At 45.5% G+C, this 16,726-nt stretch carries 11 protein-coding genes; 2 read left to right on the top strand and 9 right to left on the bottom strand.

What is annotated here, in order from left to right; translation table 11 throughout:
• The first annotated feature begins 98 nt into the window (after positions 1–98).
• A complete protein-coding gene (locus AC1DM9_RS27685; protein ID WP_477583347.1) occupies positions 99–3,434 on the top strand; it encodes a DEAD/DEAH box helicase in 3,336 nt (1,111 codons plus the stop codon).
• A 143-nt stretch (positions 3,435–3,577) separates the two neighbouring features.
• Here the strand turns inward: AC1DM9_RS27685 and AC1DM9_RS27680 are convergent, their stop codons facing one another.
• The 9 genes from AC1DM9_RS27680 to AC1DM9_RS27640 all read right to left on the bottom strand — a co-directional run bounded on the left by AC1DM9_RS27680 (position 3,578) and on the right by AC1DM9_RS27640 (position 15,432).
• Positions 3,578–4,837, bottom strand: a complete 1,260-nt coding sequence (locus tag AC1DM9_RS27680) for an extracellular solute-binding protein (RefSeq protein WP_477583289.1) — start codon at positions 4,835–4,837, stop codon at positions 3,578–3,580.
• A gap of 18 nt (positions 4,838–4,855) precedes the next feature.
• Complete coding sequence (locus tag AC1DM9_RS27675; protein WP_477583287.1) at positions 4,856–6,403, bottom strand: response regulator transcription factor; 1,548 nt, start codon at positions 6,401–6,403, stop codon at positions 4,856–4,858.
• A gap of 55 nt (positions 6,404–6,458) precedes the next feature.
• Complete coding sequence (locus tag AC1DM9_RS27670; protein WP_477583285.1) at positions 6,459–8,222, bottom strand: cache domain-containing sensor histidine kinase; 1,764 nt, start codon at positions 8,220–8,222, stop codon at positions 6,459–6,461.
• Positions 8,223–8,439: 217 nt separating this feature from the next.
• Entirely contained in the window at positions 8,440–10,233 is a 1,794-nt protein-coding gene (locus AC1DM9_RS27665) for a glycoside hydrolase family 66 protein (protein WP_477583283.1), read from the bottom strand.
• Positions 10,234–10,255: 22 nt separating this feature from the next.
• Positions 10,256–11,089 (bottom strand): carbohydrate ABC transporter permease, encoded by an 834-nt coding sequence (locus tag AC1DM9_RS27660; protein ID WP_076270382.1) that lies wholly within the window; start codon positions 11,087–11,089, stop codon positions 10,256–10,258.
• 12 nt (positions 11,090–11,101) lie between these two features.
• Positions 11,102–12,061 carry a carbohydrate ABC transporter permease gene (locus tag AC1DM9_RS27655; RefSeq protein ID WP_339205187.1) on the bottom strand — a complete coding sequence of 320 codons (960 nt, stop codon included), beginning with the start codon at positions 12,059–12,061 and terminating at the stop codon, positions 11,102–11,104.
• Positions 12,062–12,140: 79 nt separating this feature from the next.
• Positions 12,141–13,463 (bottom strand): extracellular solute-binding protein, encoded by a 1,323-nt coding sequence (locus AC1DM9_RS27650; RefSeq protein WP_441884376.1) that lies wholly within the window; start codon positions 13,461–13,463, stop codon positions 12,141–12,143.
• Between the two features lie 183 nt (positions 13,464–13,646).
• Entirely contained in the window at positions 13,647–14,378 is a 732-nt protein-coding gene (locus AC1DM9_RS27645) for a ThuA domain-containing protein (protein WP_477583281.1), read from the bottom strand.
• Positions 14,371–15,432: a Gfo/Idh/MocA family protein gene (locus AC1DM9_RS27640; protein WP_477583279.1), complete on the bottom strand. Its 1,062-nt coding sequence runs from the start codon at positions 15,430–15,432 to the stop codon at positions 14,371–14,373. The genes AC1DM9_RS27645 and AC1DM9_RS27640 overlap by 8 nt, the downstream gene beginning before the upstream one ends.
• 141 nt (positions 15,433–15,573) lie before the next feature.
• Here AC1DM9_RS27640 and AC1DM9_RS27635 point away from each other — a divergent pair, with 141 nt between their 5' ends.
• Positions 15,574–16,479 (top strand): AraC family transcriptional regulator, encoded by a 906-nt coding sequence (locus AC1DM9_RS27635; protein WP_477510052.1) that lies wholly within the window; start codon positions 15,574–15,576, stop codon positions 16,477–16,479.
• Positions 16,480–16,726 lie beyond the last annotated feature (247 nt).

Genomic DNA, 16,726 nt, shown 5'->3' with positions numbered 1-16,726 from the left:
CCACATTTTGAATTGTGACCTGCTGTACATATTCTGCTATGATAAGAATTAACTTACACATCGGAACAAGCGTTCCGCTAGCGGAAAGGAACCATACCATGAGCGTACAGTTGTCCGAGCGAGTTATTAAGCTGCTATGCGGCGATACCTTCTATGAACGCGGCGAAGCCTACTATAAAGATGGAAAAGTTACGCTTGCGGACCAAGGTCCTGAGGCAAGCAGCTTTAAAGCTATCGTAATGGGCAACCATCGCTATGAGGTTACGATCGATATTGACCTGGATGGAGACGTCGAAGCGGAGTGCTCCTGTCTCGCTTTCAGCACCTACGATAAGTATTGCCAGCATGTAGCTGCGGCGCTGCTGCAAATTCATCATTTTCAAAATGAGTATGATAAGCCTGCCCGTATCTACCCCTCACTCCTTCATCCAGAGGATAGGCCTTACTACGATGATGACGAAGCAGAAACAACCCATCTCCGTAATCGATATGCCGCGCAAGCGGGGTTAGAAGCAGCCGATACTCGGCTGGCTAACGGCATGTTAGGCTTGTTCAGCCACCGTCCGATCCGCACAAGCGGAAGCCGGTCGCTTTTGGACATGCGCACCACTCTTGAAGTAGAGATTTCTGTTAAGCTTTTCCCCTACGGCTTCCGAAAGCATATGTTCGGCATTGAGCTTAAGGTTGGCCCAAAACGGTTATATATCGTACAGCAAATACGAGAATTTCTGGAAAAGGTCGATCGGCGGGAGCCTTACGTTTTCTCGAAACATTTTACCTATGATCCAGCCGTTCACAGCTTTCAGCAGGAGAATGATGCGGTGCTTGCGAGGCTTATTCAAATCTACCGAAATGAAAAGATATTCAGGGAATCGCTGTCCCGCTCAATTCTAAGAGAGGCTCCGGCAAGCGGAGACCGTATGCTGCTTGTGCCTCCCTCATCATGGGATAAGACGCTTCCTCTGCTAACTGCTGCACCGACCGTACAGCTGCTCTATAACAATCAAACGTTTCATGGCATTGAACGGAGTGACGAAGCGCTCCCGCTCCATTTTGCGTTTGATCAAGCGACGAGCGACGGCTATCAATTGGATATTCAGGGACTTGATCAGATCATCATTATGGAAGATTATGAGCTGGTCATTACAAACGGCAAGCTGATTGAGCTGAAACCGGAATCTTGCACACGGCTTATGGAGATGAAGCAGCTGCTCGGCACTTCGCGCAAGCCAAAGATTCATATTGCCCCTGCGCAAATGGAGCCGTTTATGGAAAGGGTCATCCCGGGACTAATGAAGCTGGGCAGTGTCGGCATTGCGGAATCAATATCTGACCGCGTGCTGCAAACGCAGCTTAAAGCGAAGCTTTACTTGGACCGGGTAAGAGATCGGCTGGTCGCAGGGCTTGAGTTCCAATATGGCGACATTATTATTAATCCTTTAGAAGGAAGCGAGAAATCACGCGGTACTGATCGCATTCTCATGCGGGACGGAGAACAAGAGCGGCTCATTCTCGAGCTGATGGAGCTGGTTCCCTTCGCCAAAACAGAGGGCGGCTATTTCATGGAGGACGAGGATTCGGAATTCGAATTTCTGCACCATATCATCCCGCGGCTTGAGAAGCTGCTGACCGTGTACGCTACCTCTGCTGTTAAAGTACGAATTGTGACTAAGCATGCAGCGCCAAAAGTAACGATTAATGTAGATGAGCGTACAGACTGGCTGGAATTCAAGTTCGATATGGACGGCATTCCTGAATCGGAAATTCGGAACCTGCTGAAGTCGCTTGAAGTGCAGCGCAAATACCACCGCTTGCCAAACGGCTCGTTATTGCCGCTTGATGGCGCCGAGTTTCAAGAAATCATCCATTTCTTAAATGAGGTCGGCCTGCGCCAGAGCGATATTCAAGGAACTGAATTTCGGATACCTACAGCCCGCGGCCTTCATCTCATTGGTTCACATGAGAACGGAAATGCGGTAAGACTTGGCAAATCGTTCCGCCGGCTGCTGGAAAACATGCGTAACCCCGACAATTTGGATTTCCCTGTACCGGACAATCTCGCGAACGTGCTGCGGGATTATCAACAGTATGGCTATCAATGGATGAAGACGCTCGCCCATTACCATTTCGGCGGCATTCTTGCCGATGATATGGGGCTCGGAAAAACAGTGCAGGCCATCGCATTTGTCGTTTCCGTACTTCCTGAGATTCGGAGGCGAGAGCAGCCAGCGTTAATCGTCGCTCCCGCTTCACTCGCCTACAACTGGCTGAATGAGCTGAAGAAATTCGCTCCAGAGGTTCGCGCCGTTATTGCCGATGGCACCAAGTCAGAGCGCAGCGGCGTGCTGACAGGCGATTCTTCGGCGGATGTGATCATAACTTCATATCCCTTGCTGCGCAAAGATATTAAAGATTATATGAAGCAAAGCTTCCACACACTTATTTTGGACGAGGCGCAATATTTCAAAAACCATACGACTCAAACCGCGCAAGCCGTTAAGGCTATTGATGCCGGGTATCGCTTCGCATTGACCGGCACGCCCGTGGAAAATACGCTGGAGGAGCTATGGTCTATTTTCGGAGCCGTTTTCCCAGCGTTATTTCCTAGCAAGCAAGCTTTCAACGAGCTATCGCGAGAAGCTGTCGCCAAGCGGGTTCGTCCGTTCTTGCTGCGCAGGCTGAAAAGTGATGTACTGAAGGAGCTGCCTGACAAAATCGAGTCAATACAAGCGTCGGAGCTGCTGCCTGAACAGAAACAGCTGTATGTTGGATTCCTTGCTAAGCTGCAGCAGGAAACAGTGAAGCATTTGAACGATGAAAGTTTCCAGCAAAATCGAATTCGAATTTTGGCTGGAATAACAAGGCTTCGCCAGCTCTGCTGCCATCCTGCCTTATTCGTAGAAGATTACCGAGGAAGCTCCGCCAAATTTGAGCAGCTCCTCGAAATTATCGAGGAATGCCAGAGTGCTGGCAAGCGGCTGCTCATCTTCTCACAATTTACAGAAATGCTCGGCCTAATCGCACGGGAGCTGGGTTACCGAGGCATTACTCATTTTTATTTGGACGGACAAACAAAAGCCTCCGAGCGCGTCGAGCTTTGTAATCGATTCAACGACGGTGAGCGCGACCTCTTCCTGCTCTCGTTAAAAGCCGGGGGCACTGGACTAAACCTAACGGGTGCCGACACTGTTATTCTCTACGACCTTTGGTGGAACCCCGCCGTCGAGCAGCAAGCAGCCGATCGTGCACATCGTATTGGACAGAAAAACGTCGTACAGGTCATCCGCCTCGTAACGCAAGGCACGGTCGAGGACAAAATGTATGAGCTTCAGCAAAAGAAAATGAACCTGATTGACGAGGTTATCCAGCCTGGTCAGGAGGCTCTATCCTCTCTATCGGAAAAGGATATTCGTGAAATTCTGATGATTGAGTGATGTGAATTCAATTCATATTAAAGATGCATGGCTCAGCTCCGTTAAGGAGCAGACTGCCGCTTCGAAATAAAAAAAGTAGGAATCACAAATAGATTCCTGCTTTTTTTGCATACAACATGTCTCGTCTAGAGGATCAATCTATTTTACTGCTTTAACAAACGATCAATCTCAGCGGCTGCTTCCGTTAATCCCTGTTTAACCGAAAGTTCCTCTTGAAAAATTTTGGTCATATATTTTATATAAATAGCGTCAATTCGACTATACCTTTTCACTGGCGGACGAAGAAATGTATGATCAAGCGCCTCCGTGTACGGATGAATAAAGGATTCACCCTGCGCCTTTATCTCTTTGGCCTCCAAGTTTGTCGGAATTATGCCTGTTTGCGACATTGCAATTTGCGATTGCGTATTGACCATCCATTTCATAAATGTCCAGGCCTGCAATGGATTTTTCGAGCCCTTCATAATAACTAAATCTTCTCCTCCCAATATGGAGGCAGGACCAAAAACCGGCGGAAACGGAACTGCTATTGTTGCGTTAATCGCCCTCTCCAGCTCTTCGCCTTGAAAAACGCTGTAAAACCAAGGTCCATCATCTGTGACCAATATTTTCCCTGACTTTACCCCCTCCCAATTATCTCCGCCGCCGTTAATAACCGTACGATCAATCAACTGCTCCTTATATAGCAATAAAAGCTGCTCAACCGCCTTGATTGTCGCTTCTCCATTCAAATAGCCGGATGCCTTCGAATATGAATCATCTGTCATACGTCCGCCCAGCGCATAAATATAAGGCAAGCTCTTCCACGACTCAAGCCCCCCTATACCAATCATGAATCGATGTTTTTTAGCAAGATCAATCACTTCCTGAAAAGTTGCAGGCGGCTTTGACAAGCCCGCCTGTTCCAACAATGTACGATTGAATATAGCAATTTTCGTGTTCATATTAACGGGAAGAGAATAATAGGAACCCTTATAATAACCTGCTGAGCCTGTATTGCTCTGCAGCGATTGCGTTATTTTGCCAAAATCATCGTATTCGCTCAGGGGGAGCAGCAATCCGCTTTGGGAAAACTCAGGCACCCATACAATATCCATACGCACTACATCAGGCGCTCTATTGGAATATGCCTTGGAGATGAGCGTATATTTCATTTCCATATTGTTGCTTTGCCGAACAGGAACGACGTGAATAGCGGGGTACGCCTCCTCAAACGCAGGAATAAGTATATCCTCCAAAATTCGAGTCTCTTGATCACTGTACGTATGCCAGAACTCGATTTCCGTATTCTCAGTATTTGTTAACTTCTCGACCTTGCTGTCATTTGTAAGAATAGACTGCTGGCTGCAGCCTGAGCTGATTGCAAGTAAACACACTATTATTATCAGCCTATTTATAAGCATGGCAATCTCCTCCATCAACTATTGTTGATGCTTATCTCGATACTCTACAGGTGTCATCTGAGTCATCTTTTTAAACAGCTTGCTAAAATATTTCACATCGTTAAAACCGGATTTTTCAGCTACCTCATAAATCTTGTACTCGTTTTTAACCAGCATCCGTTTTGCTTCGTGCAGCCTCAAATCGATTAAATAATCGATGAAATTTTGACCTGCCTGTTTTTTGAACAAATTCGAAAAATAGCTTTTGCTTACATGTATGTTATCCGCTACTTGTTGCAGTGTTAAGTCTTCTCGGTAATGGAGCTTAATGTAGGCGATGGCTTTAGTGATTAACTGTCCGCTATGGCCTTTATCAACCAACCTCAGCTGATTGGGATGTTCCATTTCCTCAAACAATTGACGGATAGTCGATTCGAGCTGAACAACCGTCTCACAGCGCCAAATATGTTCTCGGAAATCTGATAGCGTTTTTGAGCCTCCGTTCACAAAAGCATAGGCAGAGAGCAGTTCATATGCTTCTTTTCTTACGCGCTCCGGTGTTTGAGCACCCTTCGTCCAGCTTGAAACGAAGCGATCGATGACTGTTTTTGTATGGTCCTCGGTGCGAAATTGCTCAACCATAACCTGCATGTTCATTCCCTCATAATTAGACCCCGCTTCGCTCTCATCCGGTATTTGTTCATAGGCAAAGAGTTTGCCCGTACCTTTAAAAAATCTTCGTTCCCCTGCAGCTCGGCTTTTTCTGAGTCCTGTTTCCACCCGCTCTGTTTCCTGCTCCACACAGTAACCAATAGAAATTGAGGTCGATAGTTCAGCAGCAACCCGGTTCTTGAAGCGCTCAAGCTCACCTTCTGCATTCCCCACAAGAGGTAAGATCATAAAGAGACCTTCTCCCGTCAAAATCGGCGCACTGCCATACTGGAATTGCTCATAAAATAAAGCCTGCATATCCTCATACATGATGCTAATATGCAAATCCCCGTATCGTTCCCGCCACTCGTTTAGACCATCCGATACAACAAAAGCACAAACGTAGCGATCATTTGGCTGATCAAAAAGATCAACTAATTTAGATTCAGACTCGCTGGTTGCGAGCAAGCGTATGATTTCCTGCTCAGAACGTCTTCTCGCAAGGAAAACCAATTGCTCATCAAACTGTTGATTTTGCACGACTTGTCTGCGGTTTTGCTGCAGCATTTCTTTACATCGCACGAGTACAGCAATGAGTTCCCCCGCTTCCAGTGACGGCTTAAGCAAGTAATCGACAGCACCCTGCTTCATCCCCTCACGCACATATTCGAATTCATTGTAGCTGCTAATTAGGATAACCTTGGTTAGCGGATTAACCTCCAGCGCCTTTCGCGTTAGCTCCAGTCCATCCATAACTGGCATCTTAATATCCGTTATCAAAATATCAATAGGCTGAGATCGAAGCCGTTCAAATGCTTCAAGGCCATTTGCACAATCTCCTACTAAGGTCAGCCCTTGCTCATCCCAACTTATGAAGTTTTTAAGCCCGTTTCGAATAATCGGCTCGTCGTCCACAATCAAAACATAATCGTTCACGTCATTTCCTCCTCGAAGTTGTAGGCAGCAATATCTGAACTCGGAAGCTTTAGGTTTATAAACGGATGACGATATGAATATGAGTACCGAGTCCAATATCACTCGTAACAGATATGCCCGAGCCTGCGCCATAATAAAGCCTTAAGGAATCATAAACATGCTTCATTCCTATGCCTGCTTTCGTCATACCTTCCTTTGCATTCAATTGTTTCAACTTCTCTTCTGATATTCCTGAGCCACCATCATGGATCACAATCCGCAGCTCTCCCTGCTGCTCTGTCACCTTAATCGTAATATCTCCTCCGCGATTAAGCGGCACGAAGCCGTGGAAGATCGCATTCTCAACGAGCGGCTGAAGCAGCATCCTTGGAATTTTCACTTGATCCGCCCCAGGCTGTACCTCTATAGCCAAAGCATATTTTTGCTCATACCGCATTTCTAAAATAACGATATATTTCTGAATGATCTCCAGCTCTTCCGCAAGTGTAATCATTTGCCCGTTCTTGCCCATATTGGCTTGAAGCAGTCTAGTTAGAGCCGCTAGCCCTTGTTCGGCTCGCTCCATCTCTCCTGCTCGAATCAGCCATCTGAGCGTACTAAGCGTATTGTAGAGAAAATGCGGATGAATCCGGTAAGTGACCGCACGCACCTCGGCCTCAAGCTTCTCGTTTTGCTCCTGCTCCACTCGTAGCATCAGCTGTTCAATTTCATCCAGCATTTTATTAAAATGCCTACTCATGAGCCCAATCTCGTCTGTAGACGTTAACGCTGTTCGAACAGATAGATCTCCCTGCTGAACTCTCCTCATCTCTAGCGTTAATTGCTTGATTGGATTCGTAACCTTCTTCGCGATGAGAAGACCAACGAGCACCGCAAGCAAAGCGAAGCATGCTGAGGTTATTAAAATACGTGTATGCAGCTTATCCAGCGCCCCCGTTATTTCAAGCGTAGGAACTGTGCCAACCAGCAGCCAACCATTGCTTAGCAGCTGCTTTACGCCATAATAATGGACGCCCTTATTAGCGTACTCGAATTCAACTGCATCATTATGTACGATCAACTCATGCAGTTTAGCATCCTCCACCATCTGACCAATTCGTGAAAGATCCGCATCGATCATAATTTCACCTTGTGCGTTAACGACCATATAACGTCCGGTTTCCCCCAGCTTCACTTGCTTAATCGTATTAATGATGGCCTTGCCATTTAAATTAACGACCAGCAGACCGATTTGCTGAAGCGATTCAAAGTCTTTTAACGCACGGCTGATCGGGAGAACAAGATCAGTATTTTCCCCACCACCGCTAAAAGGATCCTTTCGCATCGGCTGCCATACGAACCCGCCATCCTGCTTTTTCGACTCCGCTACCCACTCTTGATGATTCAAGTCAACCTTTCGCAGTTTGGGTGTAGAAAATGTGCCGCTCCCCCAGCCGATGCCCCCACTTTTAATGATATAAACAATTCTTACGAATGAGCTTGAATACACGACGTTATTAAGCAGCGTATTTAATGATTGCGTCATCTCGATCTGCTCGCTAAGCGGACTCGAGGTATATTGCATCGCTGATTTTTGCACCTTCAAATCACTGTATATTAAATCGGATGTATCGCTTCCCGCGTTGAAAATAGAAGACAAGGCATCTGCGGTTTGCTTGGTAACCTGAACGGTAGATGCTCTAACATTTCGTTTTACAAGCGCGGAAGATTCCAAATAGAAAGAGAAACCCGATAAAGTGGTCGGAATCAAAATAATGAGTAAAAACGCTAAAATCATTTTTGAAGCAAATCGGTTCGTTATTTTCTCGAAGCGCGCCATAAGCTGCCCACCTTGTTAAAGAAGATACTCCTAGTTTACCTAAATCAACATGATTAAAATAGAAGGTTTTATAGAAGAGGAGCGCAGCCATGCTGGCTTCGCTCCATTCATTCTCATGCATTACGTTCATATCAGCAAACGCTTTCATTGCAGTGTACAAAACCAAGCGCACGAAAACTATCTTTCGTATCGCTTGGTTCTGCATGCTATCGCAACCTTACTTGTAATTAATGGTTAGTAGATCCCAGTATTTCAGGACTGGAAGCTTAAGTGTAACCTTGCCTTCTTGCTGCTTGAAGCTCAGCTTAATAGGTGATCCTTGATAATAGTCTGGTGAGGCGAATAGGATACTTGCAACTTCACGCTCTGTCTCAATGGAAATGTCTATTTCTTTACGCTCAATAGGCACAGCTTGCTCGCCCTTGCTGTCATTCCACTCCATGAATTTAGCATCAGTGAAGTTAATGAAGTGAACGATGTCGCTTCCGCTTTTCTGCTTCGCGAAGGACCATATTTTCCCTTGCTCTGGAGCAGCGGAAACACTTGTGTCCCCTGTACTTGATACGATTAGTTCAGATTCCTCTACTCCATCTCGCAAAATGTTCTGATAAGCGACAAGGAAATCGTAATAGCGAATAAGCTGCTCTTCCAGTTCAGCTGGAATGGAGAGATTTCGATTAGGGAAATACTCTTTGGCCAGCATATTTTCCCCAAGCTCCAGATGGGATCCGCCGGATGCGAAGATGACTGCATCTGTAAGCAGAACGCCTGGCGTATTAAATTCCCCGCTCGCGTTTGCCAAATCATAGTTCATATAAGCGGCAAGCACCGTGTTTAGCTTATTTTTGCTAAACTGGTTGTTTTGATCGATAATCCCCTTCAGGTTGCCATACTTCGGATGCCCGTCCCATACTTCGGTATATAGGAATGAGAGAGGAGCCTGAGGAGCCATAAAGGCTTGCCCATACTGTCCGACAGCGTTCATCACATAGTCGACATCCAGCTTCTCCTTAGCTGCTTTCAGAAATGATACATAGCCCGGCGCCAGCTTTACACTTTCTCCTTTGGCATTCCAAAGCGCTCCGCGATCGCCTAATTGATCAACATGCCAGCCGTCGAATTTCAATTGGTTAAATACTTCAATTTCTTTATCAATCAGATAGTTTTGCCACTCCACGTTGTTTGGGTCATAGAGCATAATGTCGCTGGCCCAGCTGTCTGGCAATGGATGCTTATCCTGATTCGCTTGCGAAGGATCTTTGTACAGCGCCCACGCTTTTTTGACACCGTCCTCCTCTGCCCCCTCATATGCCCCGAACAATAAATTGTAGTTCATCGCCTTCATGTTTTTGCTGTGCGCAAGGTCAATATAGCCTTTAATTGTATCCAAGGCGACAGGCCTGTTTGCAATATCCGGCCATTCCGACGCTGGTTGATTGCCTTCCAGCTTCAGAGGCTGATGATGTTTATACTGCCAATCATAAAACTGAACGCCGTTAATATGGAACCGATTCAGACGTTGGATTACTGTTGCCATCTCTTCCCCATTCATGCTGTGGAAGTCCGCCAAATAACCGTAACGAGGAAATTTGCTCCAGTCTGTGGACACGTCAACTGCGATGTTCTGATGATCCTTCACTTCTTCCTTCGTTGCAAAGAAAACCTCAGCCATATAACCTCGGCCATCCTCCTTTGGAGGCGTCCAATCCCATTCCAATGAATTGCCGTCCACCTTGACTTCTTGCTCAGCGATCTTCTCCCCTAGATGGCGATACTGGACAATCACCTTCGCTTTTGACTCCGTTTTAGCCAAATCCAACGTAAAATGAACGTTGTCGCCGGGACGATAAGCCGATTTGTCGGTCGACAAGCGACTTATTATACCTTGGCTATTCACAAGCTCCGCCTTTATTTCCTTCTGCTCGCTGCAGCCGGAAGCAAGGATCATAAAAGAGGTAATGACAACAATGACTGATGAACTTATTCTATTTCGATTTCTTTTACGTTTCATTTGATAGCTCCTGTTTTTAGATTTAACCCTTCACTCCGCCTTCGTTAAATCCACCCTGTACGAATCTTTTTTGGAAAATAATATAAAGGATTATCGTCGGAATGAGCGCTATAATGGAAGCAGCAAATACCCATGAATAGTTTGTCGCATATTTATCGTTGAACATCAGCAGTGCAATTGGCAGCGTCCGAAGCGCCTCATCCTTAATAATGACTAGAGCCGTGAAATACTCCTCCCATGTGCCTTGAAAGGAAAGAACTGCAAGCGTCGCAATCGCCGGCATCGACTGAGGCAGGTAAATATTCCAGAAAATGCGCCAGCTGCCACCGCCATCGATCAACACGGACTCCTCGTACTCCTTCGGAATGCTTTGAAAGAATCCGCGCAAGAAGAACGTGCTGCCAACAACACCGCCGCCGATATAAATTAACCATAGCCCCCAGTAGGTGTTAACCAAACCAAATGATTTGATAATTAGAAACTGTGGAATAATGTTGATCACTCCGGGAATCATCATGGTCAGAAGAAACATTCGGAATAGAAACTCTTTGCCCGGAAACGTAAATCTCGCAAACCCGTAGGCGGTTAAACAGCCGAGAAACAAACTTCCTGTCATAGACACGATGGTAACGAGCGAGCTGTTCAGGAAATACCTTGCAAAATTATTTTTGCTCCATACTAGCTGGTAGTTATATAGGTTTGGGATGACGGAGAATACTTCCTTAGGCCGCGGCAGCGAGTATGCCCCTTTAATGAAGCTCGTCATAATCATATATACGAAGGGAAATAGAAAAGCCAACGCACCAAGCACGATAATGCTGTAAACTAGTAGCTGAATATGCCATTTAGTTTTCATTTCTTCTCCCTCCTACAAAAAACGCTGATTGCCGAATTTTTTCATCTGAGAATAGGTGAGTAAAAACACTGCAATCCCCATCATGACGGCTACCGCAGATGCATAACCAAAGTTAAAGTTCTTAAATGCTTGCATGTACATAAGGCTTGGCAGCGTCTGTGTCTGATCCATCGGACCACCGCGCGTAATAAAGTACACTTGTGGAAAGAAGTTGAATGCTCCGTTAATTAGGTTAATAAGAACGAATGCGGTGACAGGACCTAACATCGGAACCGTAATACTCCAGAACTGCTTCGTTCCGTTAGCGCCATCAATTTGCGCCGCTTCATAATATTCCTTCGAAATGCCCTGCAAGGCCGCCAAATAAATGACTACGCCCCAACCAACCGTTTTCCAAATATGAAACAACCAGATGACAATCATAGCCGTCCAATAATTTGATAAAAAATTAATCGGTTCATGGAATATGCCAAGCTGCTTATAAAAGATATAGTTGATCAAGCCATATTCACCGCCAGCGAACAAGAAGCGGAACAAGAAGGCGACCACGATCCAAGACGTGATGATGGGCAAATAATAAATCGTACGGAACACAATCTTATGCCTAACGAAGTGGATATTAATTAAGACCGCAAACACGATGGCAAGAAACCAGTTAATGGGTACCGTTACCGCGACGTTTAGAAACGTATTTCGGATTGCCATTAACACTTTATTGTTCGGATCCGTAAATGCGGATACGTAGTTTGCAAAGCCAATGAATGGATTTTCTGCATTAGGCATAATGCTGTATTCCTGGAAGCTTATAATTATGTTTTTAATCATCGGATAAATAACGAATACGGCCGTTCCTAAAACACCAAGAAAGATATAAGGCATAACCTTTATCCACTGCTGAATGCCCTTTTTCAACTTTACGCCTGCCGGAATTCGCTGCTCTTGCTTCGGCTGCCCCGTCACTGGTATAGACATATTGATGCTCCTTCCCTATCCTTCATCTCACTAGAGCCTTCATCTACCTTTGCAGTAGATGAAGGCTCTAGCATTTCACTTATTTCTTCAAAATAGCTTCAATGTTTTTCGCTGCCTCATCGAGCGCTTCTTTTGGTTTAAGCTCTCCACGGACCGCTTTCTCAAAAGCAAGATTAACGATTCCTTCCATTTCGCCGTATTGTGGAATCGGTGTGCGCGGCAGTGCAGTTTCAAGCTGCTTCACGTATTCTGTAACGAATGGCTGCTCAAGAAATGCCGGATCGTTTGCTGCCGTTTTGTTTGTAGGGATAAGACCAAGCTTGCTCATGATCTTTTGCGGCTCGTCGCCAAGCATCCATTTTGCAAATGTCCACGCCTCTTGCGGATGCTTCGAGTTTGCAAAGATAACAAGATCCTCGCCGCCTACAACAGATCGGCTGCCGCCTGCACCAGTAGGAATCAAGCCGCGAACCGTTTGCTCCAGCGGTTTGAATTTCGATTCTGCTTCGTTCATCAGAATGCTGTAAAACCAAGGGCCGTCATCAATCATCATATAATCATTGTTTTTCATACCGTCCCATGCGCCTGGCTCGCCGCCAAGAATCGTAGGCGTTACGAGTCCGTCTTTATTCCACTGTACAATCGTTTCGAGCGCTTTTACGCTCTCCGGGCTGTTCAAGTAGCCTTCAACCTTTGTATAGTCCTCGTTCGTCAATGAACCGCCAAGGCTCCAGAAGTAAGGCGATGCTGCCCATACGTTCGCTCCGCCGATGCCAATACCGCCCGGTTTGCCTTTTGCGACCGCAAGCTTGGCTGCTGCAACGAACTCATCCATTGTCGCAGGAGCTTCTTTTATGCCGATTTCATCCAAAACCGATTTGTTGTAGATAGCAATTTTTGTATTCGTGTTTACTGGAACGCCATAGTAGCCGCCGTTATATGCATTCGTTTCCATAGGCGCTTCGAACGTATTTGCTTTTAATGCATCGAAACCCTCGTTCTTGCTTATATCTTGCAGCGCTCCCATCTTGGCAAATTCAGGAACCCAAATAATATCCATTCGCATGAGGTCAGGTGCTGCATCGCCCGCTACTCCGGCAATAACCTGCTCTTTCAAGCCCTCGTATGGCATTCTTGTCAGCTTGAGCTCGATACCTGGGTTTTCTTTCTCAAAGAGCGGCTTAATATTTTCCGTGAGCACCTTCTCTTCTTGATCGCTATAGGTATGCCAGTATTCAATAGTAACTTTTTTGCCACCCGCTGCCGGAGCGTTACCGCTTTCATTTTTCGGAGCATTTCCTCCGCTATTGGCAGGTGCGTTATTTCCGTTTCCACACGCCGTAATCGTAAAAGCCATTACCGCCGCTAGTACCCCGTACGAAATTGTTTTGTACCATTTCATAGGATTGACCCTCCTCTTATTTATGCTTCTCCTTCATTATGCTTAGATCATTCTTCGTTAGAAACCGTTTTCATTGCGGAAAAGGTGTCGTATTTCACTCCGTTTTAAATGCCTCTTTTTTGGAAAAATAAAAAAGGTGTCTTATCTTTCTGTCTAAACAGAAAGATAAGACACCTTCACCATTTACTTTCCAATTGGCTCGAGCGGAGCAACACGTCCTAGCGATATGCTTGCGCCTTGAACAGGAGCCCCCCATCGTACGCCATTCGCAATGACTCTCAGCACATCTGGATGATGGTAGATCGGGAATGTTTCATGTCCAGGCCGGAAATAAAACAACTTGCCTTTTCCTCTTCGGTAGCAGCAGCCGCTTCGAAATACCTCTCCCCCCTCGAACCAGGAAATAAATACGAGCTCATCCGGCGCGGGTATGTCAAAGCGCTCCCCGTACATTTCTTCCTTCGGAATTTCAATATAATCATTTAAGCCGTCCGCAATCGGATGGCCGTGCTCGATAACCCAAACCCGCTCTTTCTCGCCATCATCGCGCCATTTGAGATCTCCTGTTTTAGTGCCTAACAAACGCTCAAATATTTTGGAGCCATGGCCAGAATGAAGAACGATTAACCCCATGCCCTCCATGACGCGTGCGCGCACCTTCTCGACAATATCATCCCGCACCTCAGCATGAGCGAGATGTCCCCACCAGATGAGCACATCCGTATGATACAGCACATCATCGCTTAGCCCATGTTCAGGCTCGTCGAGAACCGCTGTCTTTACTTCAAAGCCATCCACTGTTTTCAAGTAGCCGCCAATTGCGTTATGAATCCCTTCGGGATAGATGCTTGCAACCTGTTCATTTTGCTTCTCATGCCGATATTCATTCCAGACAGTTACCTTTATATTAGCCATTATTAGAAGCCTCCTGTGTTATCGTAATCCAGCGCTCTTCCTGGGTGGATAGGAGAATAGAATCCAGAGTCAGCTGATTGATATAACCATCCTCGATTGTTGCGTCGAGACCATCTTGCTTGCCGTTCAGCAAATTAAAGAAGGACTGCATTTGATTTGCTGCGAACGAATTTGGAATATCGATTTTACGGAATTGCTTATTCTCTCCAAGCTTGATTTCAAGGCTATCCTCTTCTTCAAGGTTGTAGATGAGCGCTCCTTGCGTACCGTAAATCTCGATCCGTTGGTAATTGCCGCGGCCAAAAGCGAAACGGGATATGTTCATCGTAGAGGAGCCGCCATCTTCGAAACGGGCAAGCACATGACAGAAATCATCAACATCCACCTCGCCTTTGCCCTCTCCATTTAGGTTGTCCCGCTCTTTTACAATCGTTCCTGCATCTGCGATAACCTTCACGGTTTCTCCGATAAGGAAGCGCTTAAGATCGAGAATATGAGAACCTAAATCACCGAGCGCACCCGATCCTGACAGATCCTTGCGGAATCGCCAGAGCAGTGGAATTTCCTCATTAATACCCCAGCTTTGCAAATACTGGCTGTATACGTGATTGATCTTGCCAAGCGTGCCTTGCTCAAGCAGCTGCTTCGCATATCGAACCGCGGATTTATAACGATACGTGAAACACACCATATGAGGGATGGGATGATTCGCTAATTCCTGTCTAAGAATCGCTGCTTCCCTCGCATCAAGGGCAATTGGCTTCTCAAGCGCAAATGGCTTGCGATGAATAATGGCGTCATACGCGATCTGAAAATGATTGCTGTTTGGTGTGCCTATGGTCACAGCGTCCAGCTCTGATTGCTTTAACATATCCAAATGATTTACATACTGCCGCTCAAGCGGAATACCCAGTTCATTGCCTTTGGCCAAAAGCGCTTCCTCATTACAATCACATATCGACCATATTTCAGCATGTTCACTTGCCAAGATGCCTTCAATATGAAAGTTAGCAATGCCGCCAAGCCCAATAACGCCTATTTTCAGCTTCTTCATATGCTTCATCCCGTCCTTATATTGGCTTCAATTACAAACCCAGTATAGTTTGTGTTAGAATGAACGGGAATGTCCGATCTAGACTCTTTTTGTACAAAAGCGACTTTTACGGAGTGAAGGAGGTCATAACTATTGCTGTCCATGAACATGGATTTAGTGCCTCGCATTAAAATTATGGGGTTTATTGCTTACAAAAGCCCGTGGATTCATTTCAAACGAAATATAAATGAGTATGTGCTCTATTTCATCAGAAGTGGAGAACTCCATATTAAAGAGGAGAAAAATCATTATGTTCTGCGTAAAGGTGACTTGCTTATTCTTGAGCCCAATTTGAATCATGAAGGAACTGCAAAGCATGTTTGCGATTACTATTACATTCACTTTGAGCATTCAGATATTAAAGCTGTGTATAGGGATGATATGCTGGCTTTAGCCAATTACTTTATTGTTGAGCATGACCAGTCTCCGTTTATTGAGCATAAGCCTACCGTTAATGGAATCCATCCAAATCACTGCTACTTCCCCAAATACCATACGATTTCTGATAAAACCAGATTTAATCTCATCCTGCATGCATTAAATGAAATGCAGAAGCTCTATATGCGCAGGTATTACAATAGAAGCCTAACTGCTTTTCAATTTATGCAATGGCTCGTTGAGCTCTCACGTGAATATTTTATGGATGAGCTGAAGCGCAACGACCGAATTCATTCGAAGTCGGTTGTTAAGGTTAACGCGCTGCTCGATTATATCCATCAAAACTATCAGAGCAAAATAACCGGCAAAGACATTGAGCTTGCATTTGAAGGCAACTATGATTATTTAAACCGTGCCTTTAAGCTCGTTACCGGCCAATCGATCATTCGGTACATCAACGCGGTTCGAGTAAACCAAGCGAAACAATTGATTGAAACGACGCCGCTCAGCATAGGAGAAATCGGTTATCTAGTCGGGATCAACGATCCCTATCATTTCAGCAAAGTATTCAAAAAATATGTCGGCCTCTCTCCTACTCAATATTTTAAGCAAGTATGGAAGAGCGACTAAAAACCCTCCAAACGACCATCGTTAGGAGGGTTTTTTTGGGCTTTAATCCATAGAAGCTATCTATCATTATGGGGCAAATATCTTCAATTGATACTAGCAGATTTTGATAGAGATAGGGATATTGACCAGTACGAACACTCTATCATGTACGTATACTTACACTACATAGATACAAAATAAATAAGAGAAAGGAGGATCTCTAGCTTTGCTAGAATGCTAGTTTTCCAAGTAGCCTAAGGTTCTATCT

This window comes from Paenibacillus sp. 01T431 (assembly GCF_056398625.1).
The sequence above is the reverse complement of the archived record's forward strand: the minus strand, read 5'-3'. Positions and strand labels throughout refer to the sequence as shown.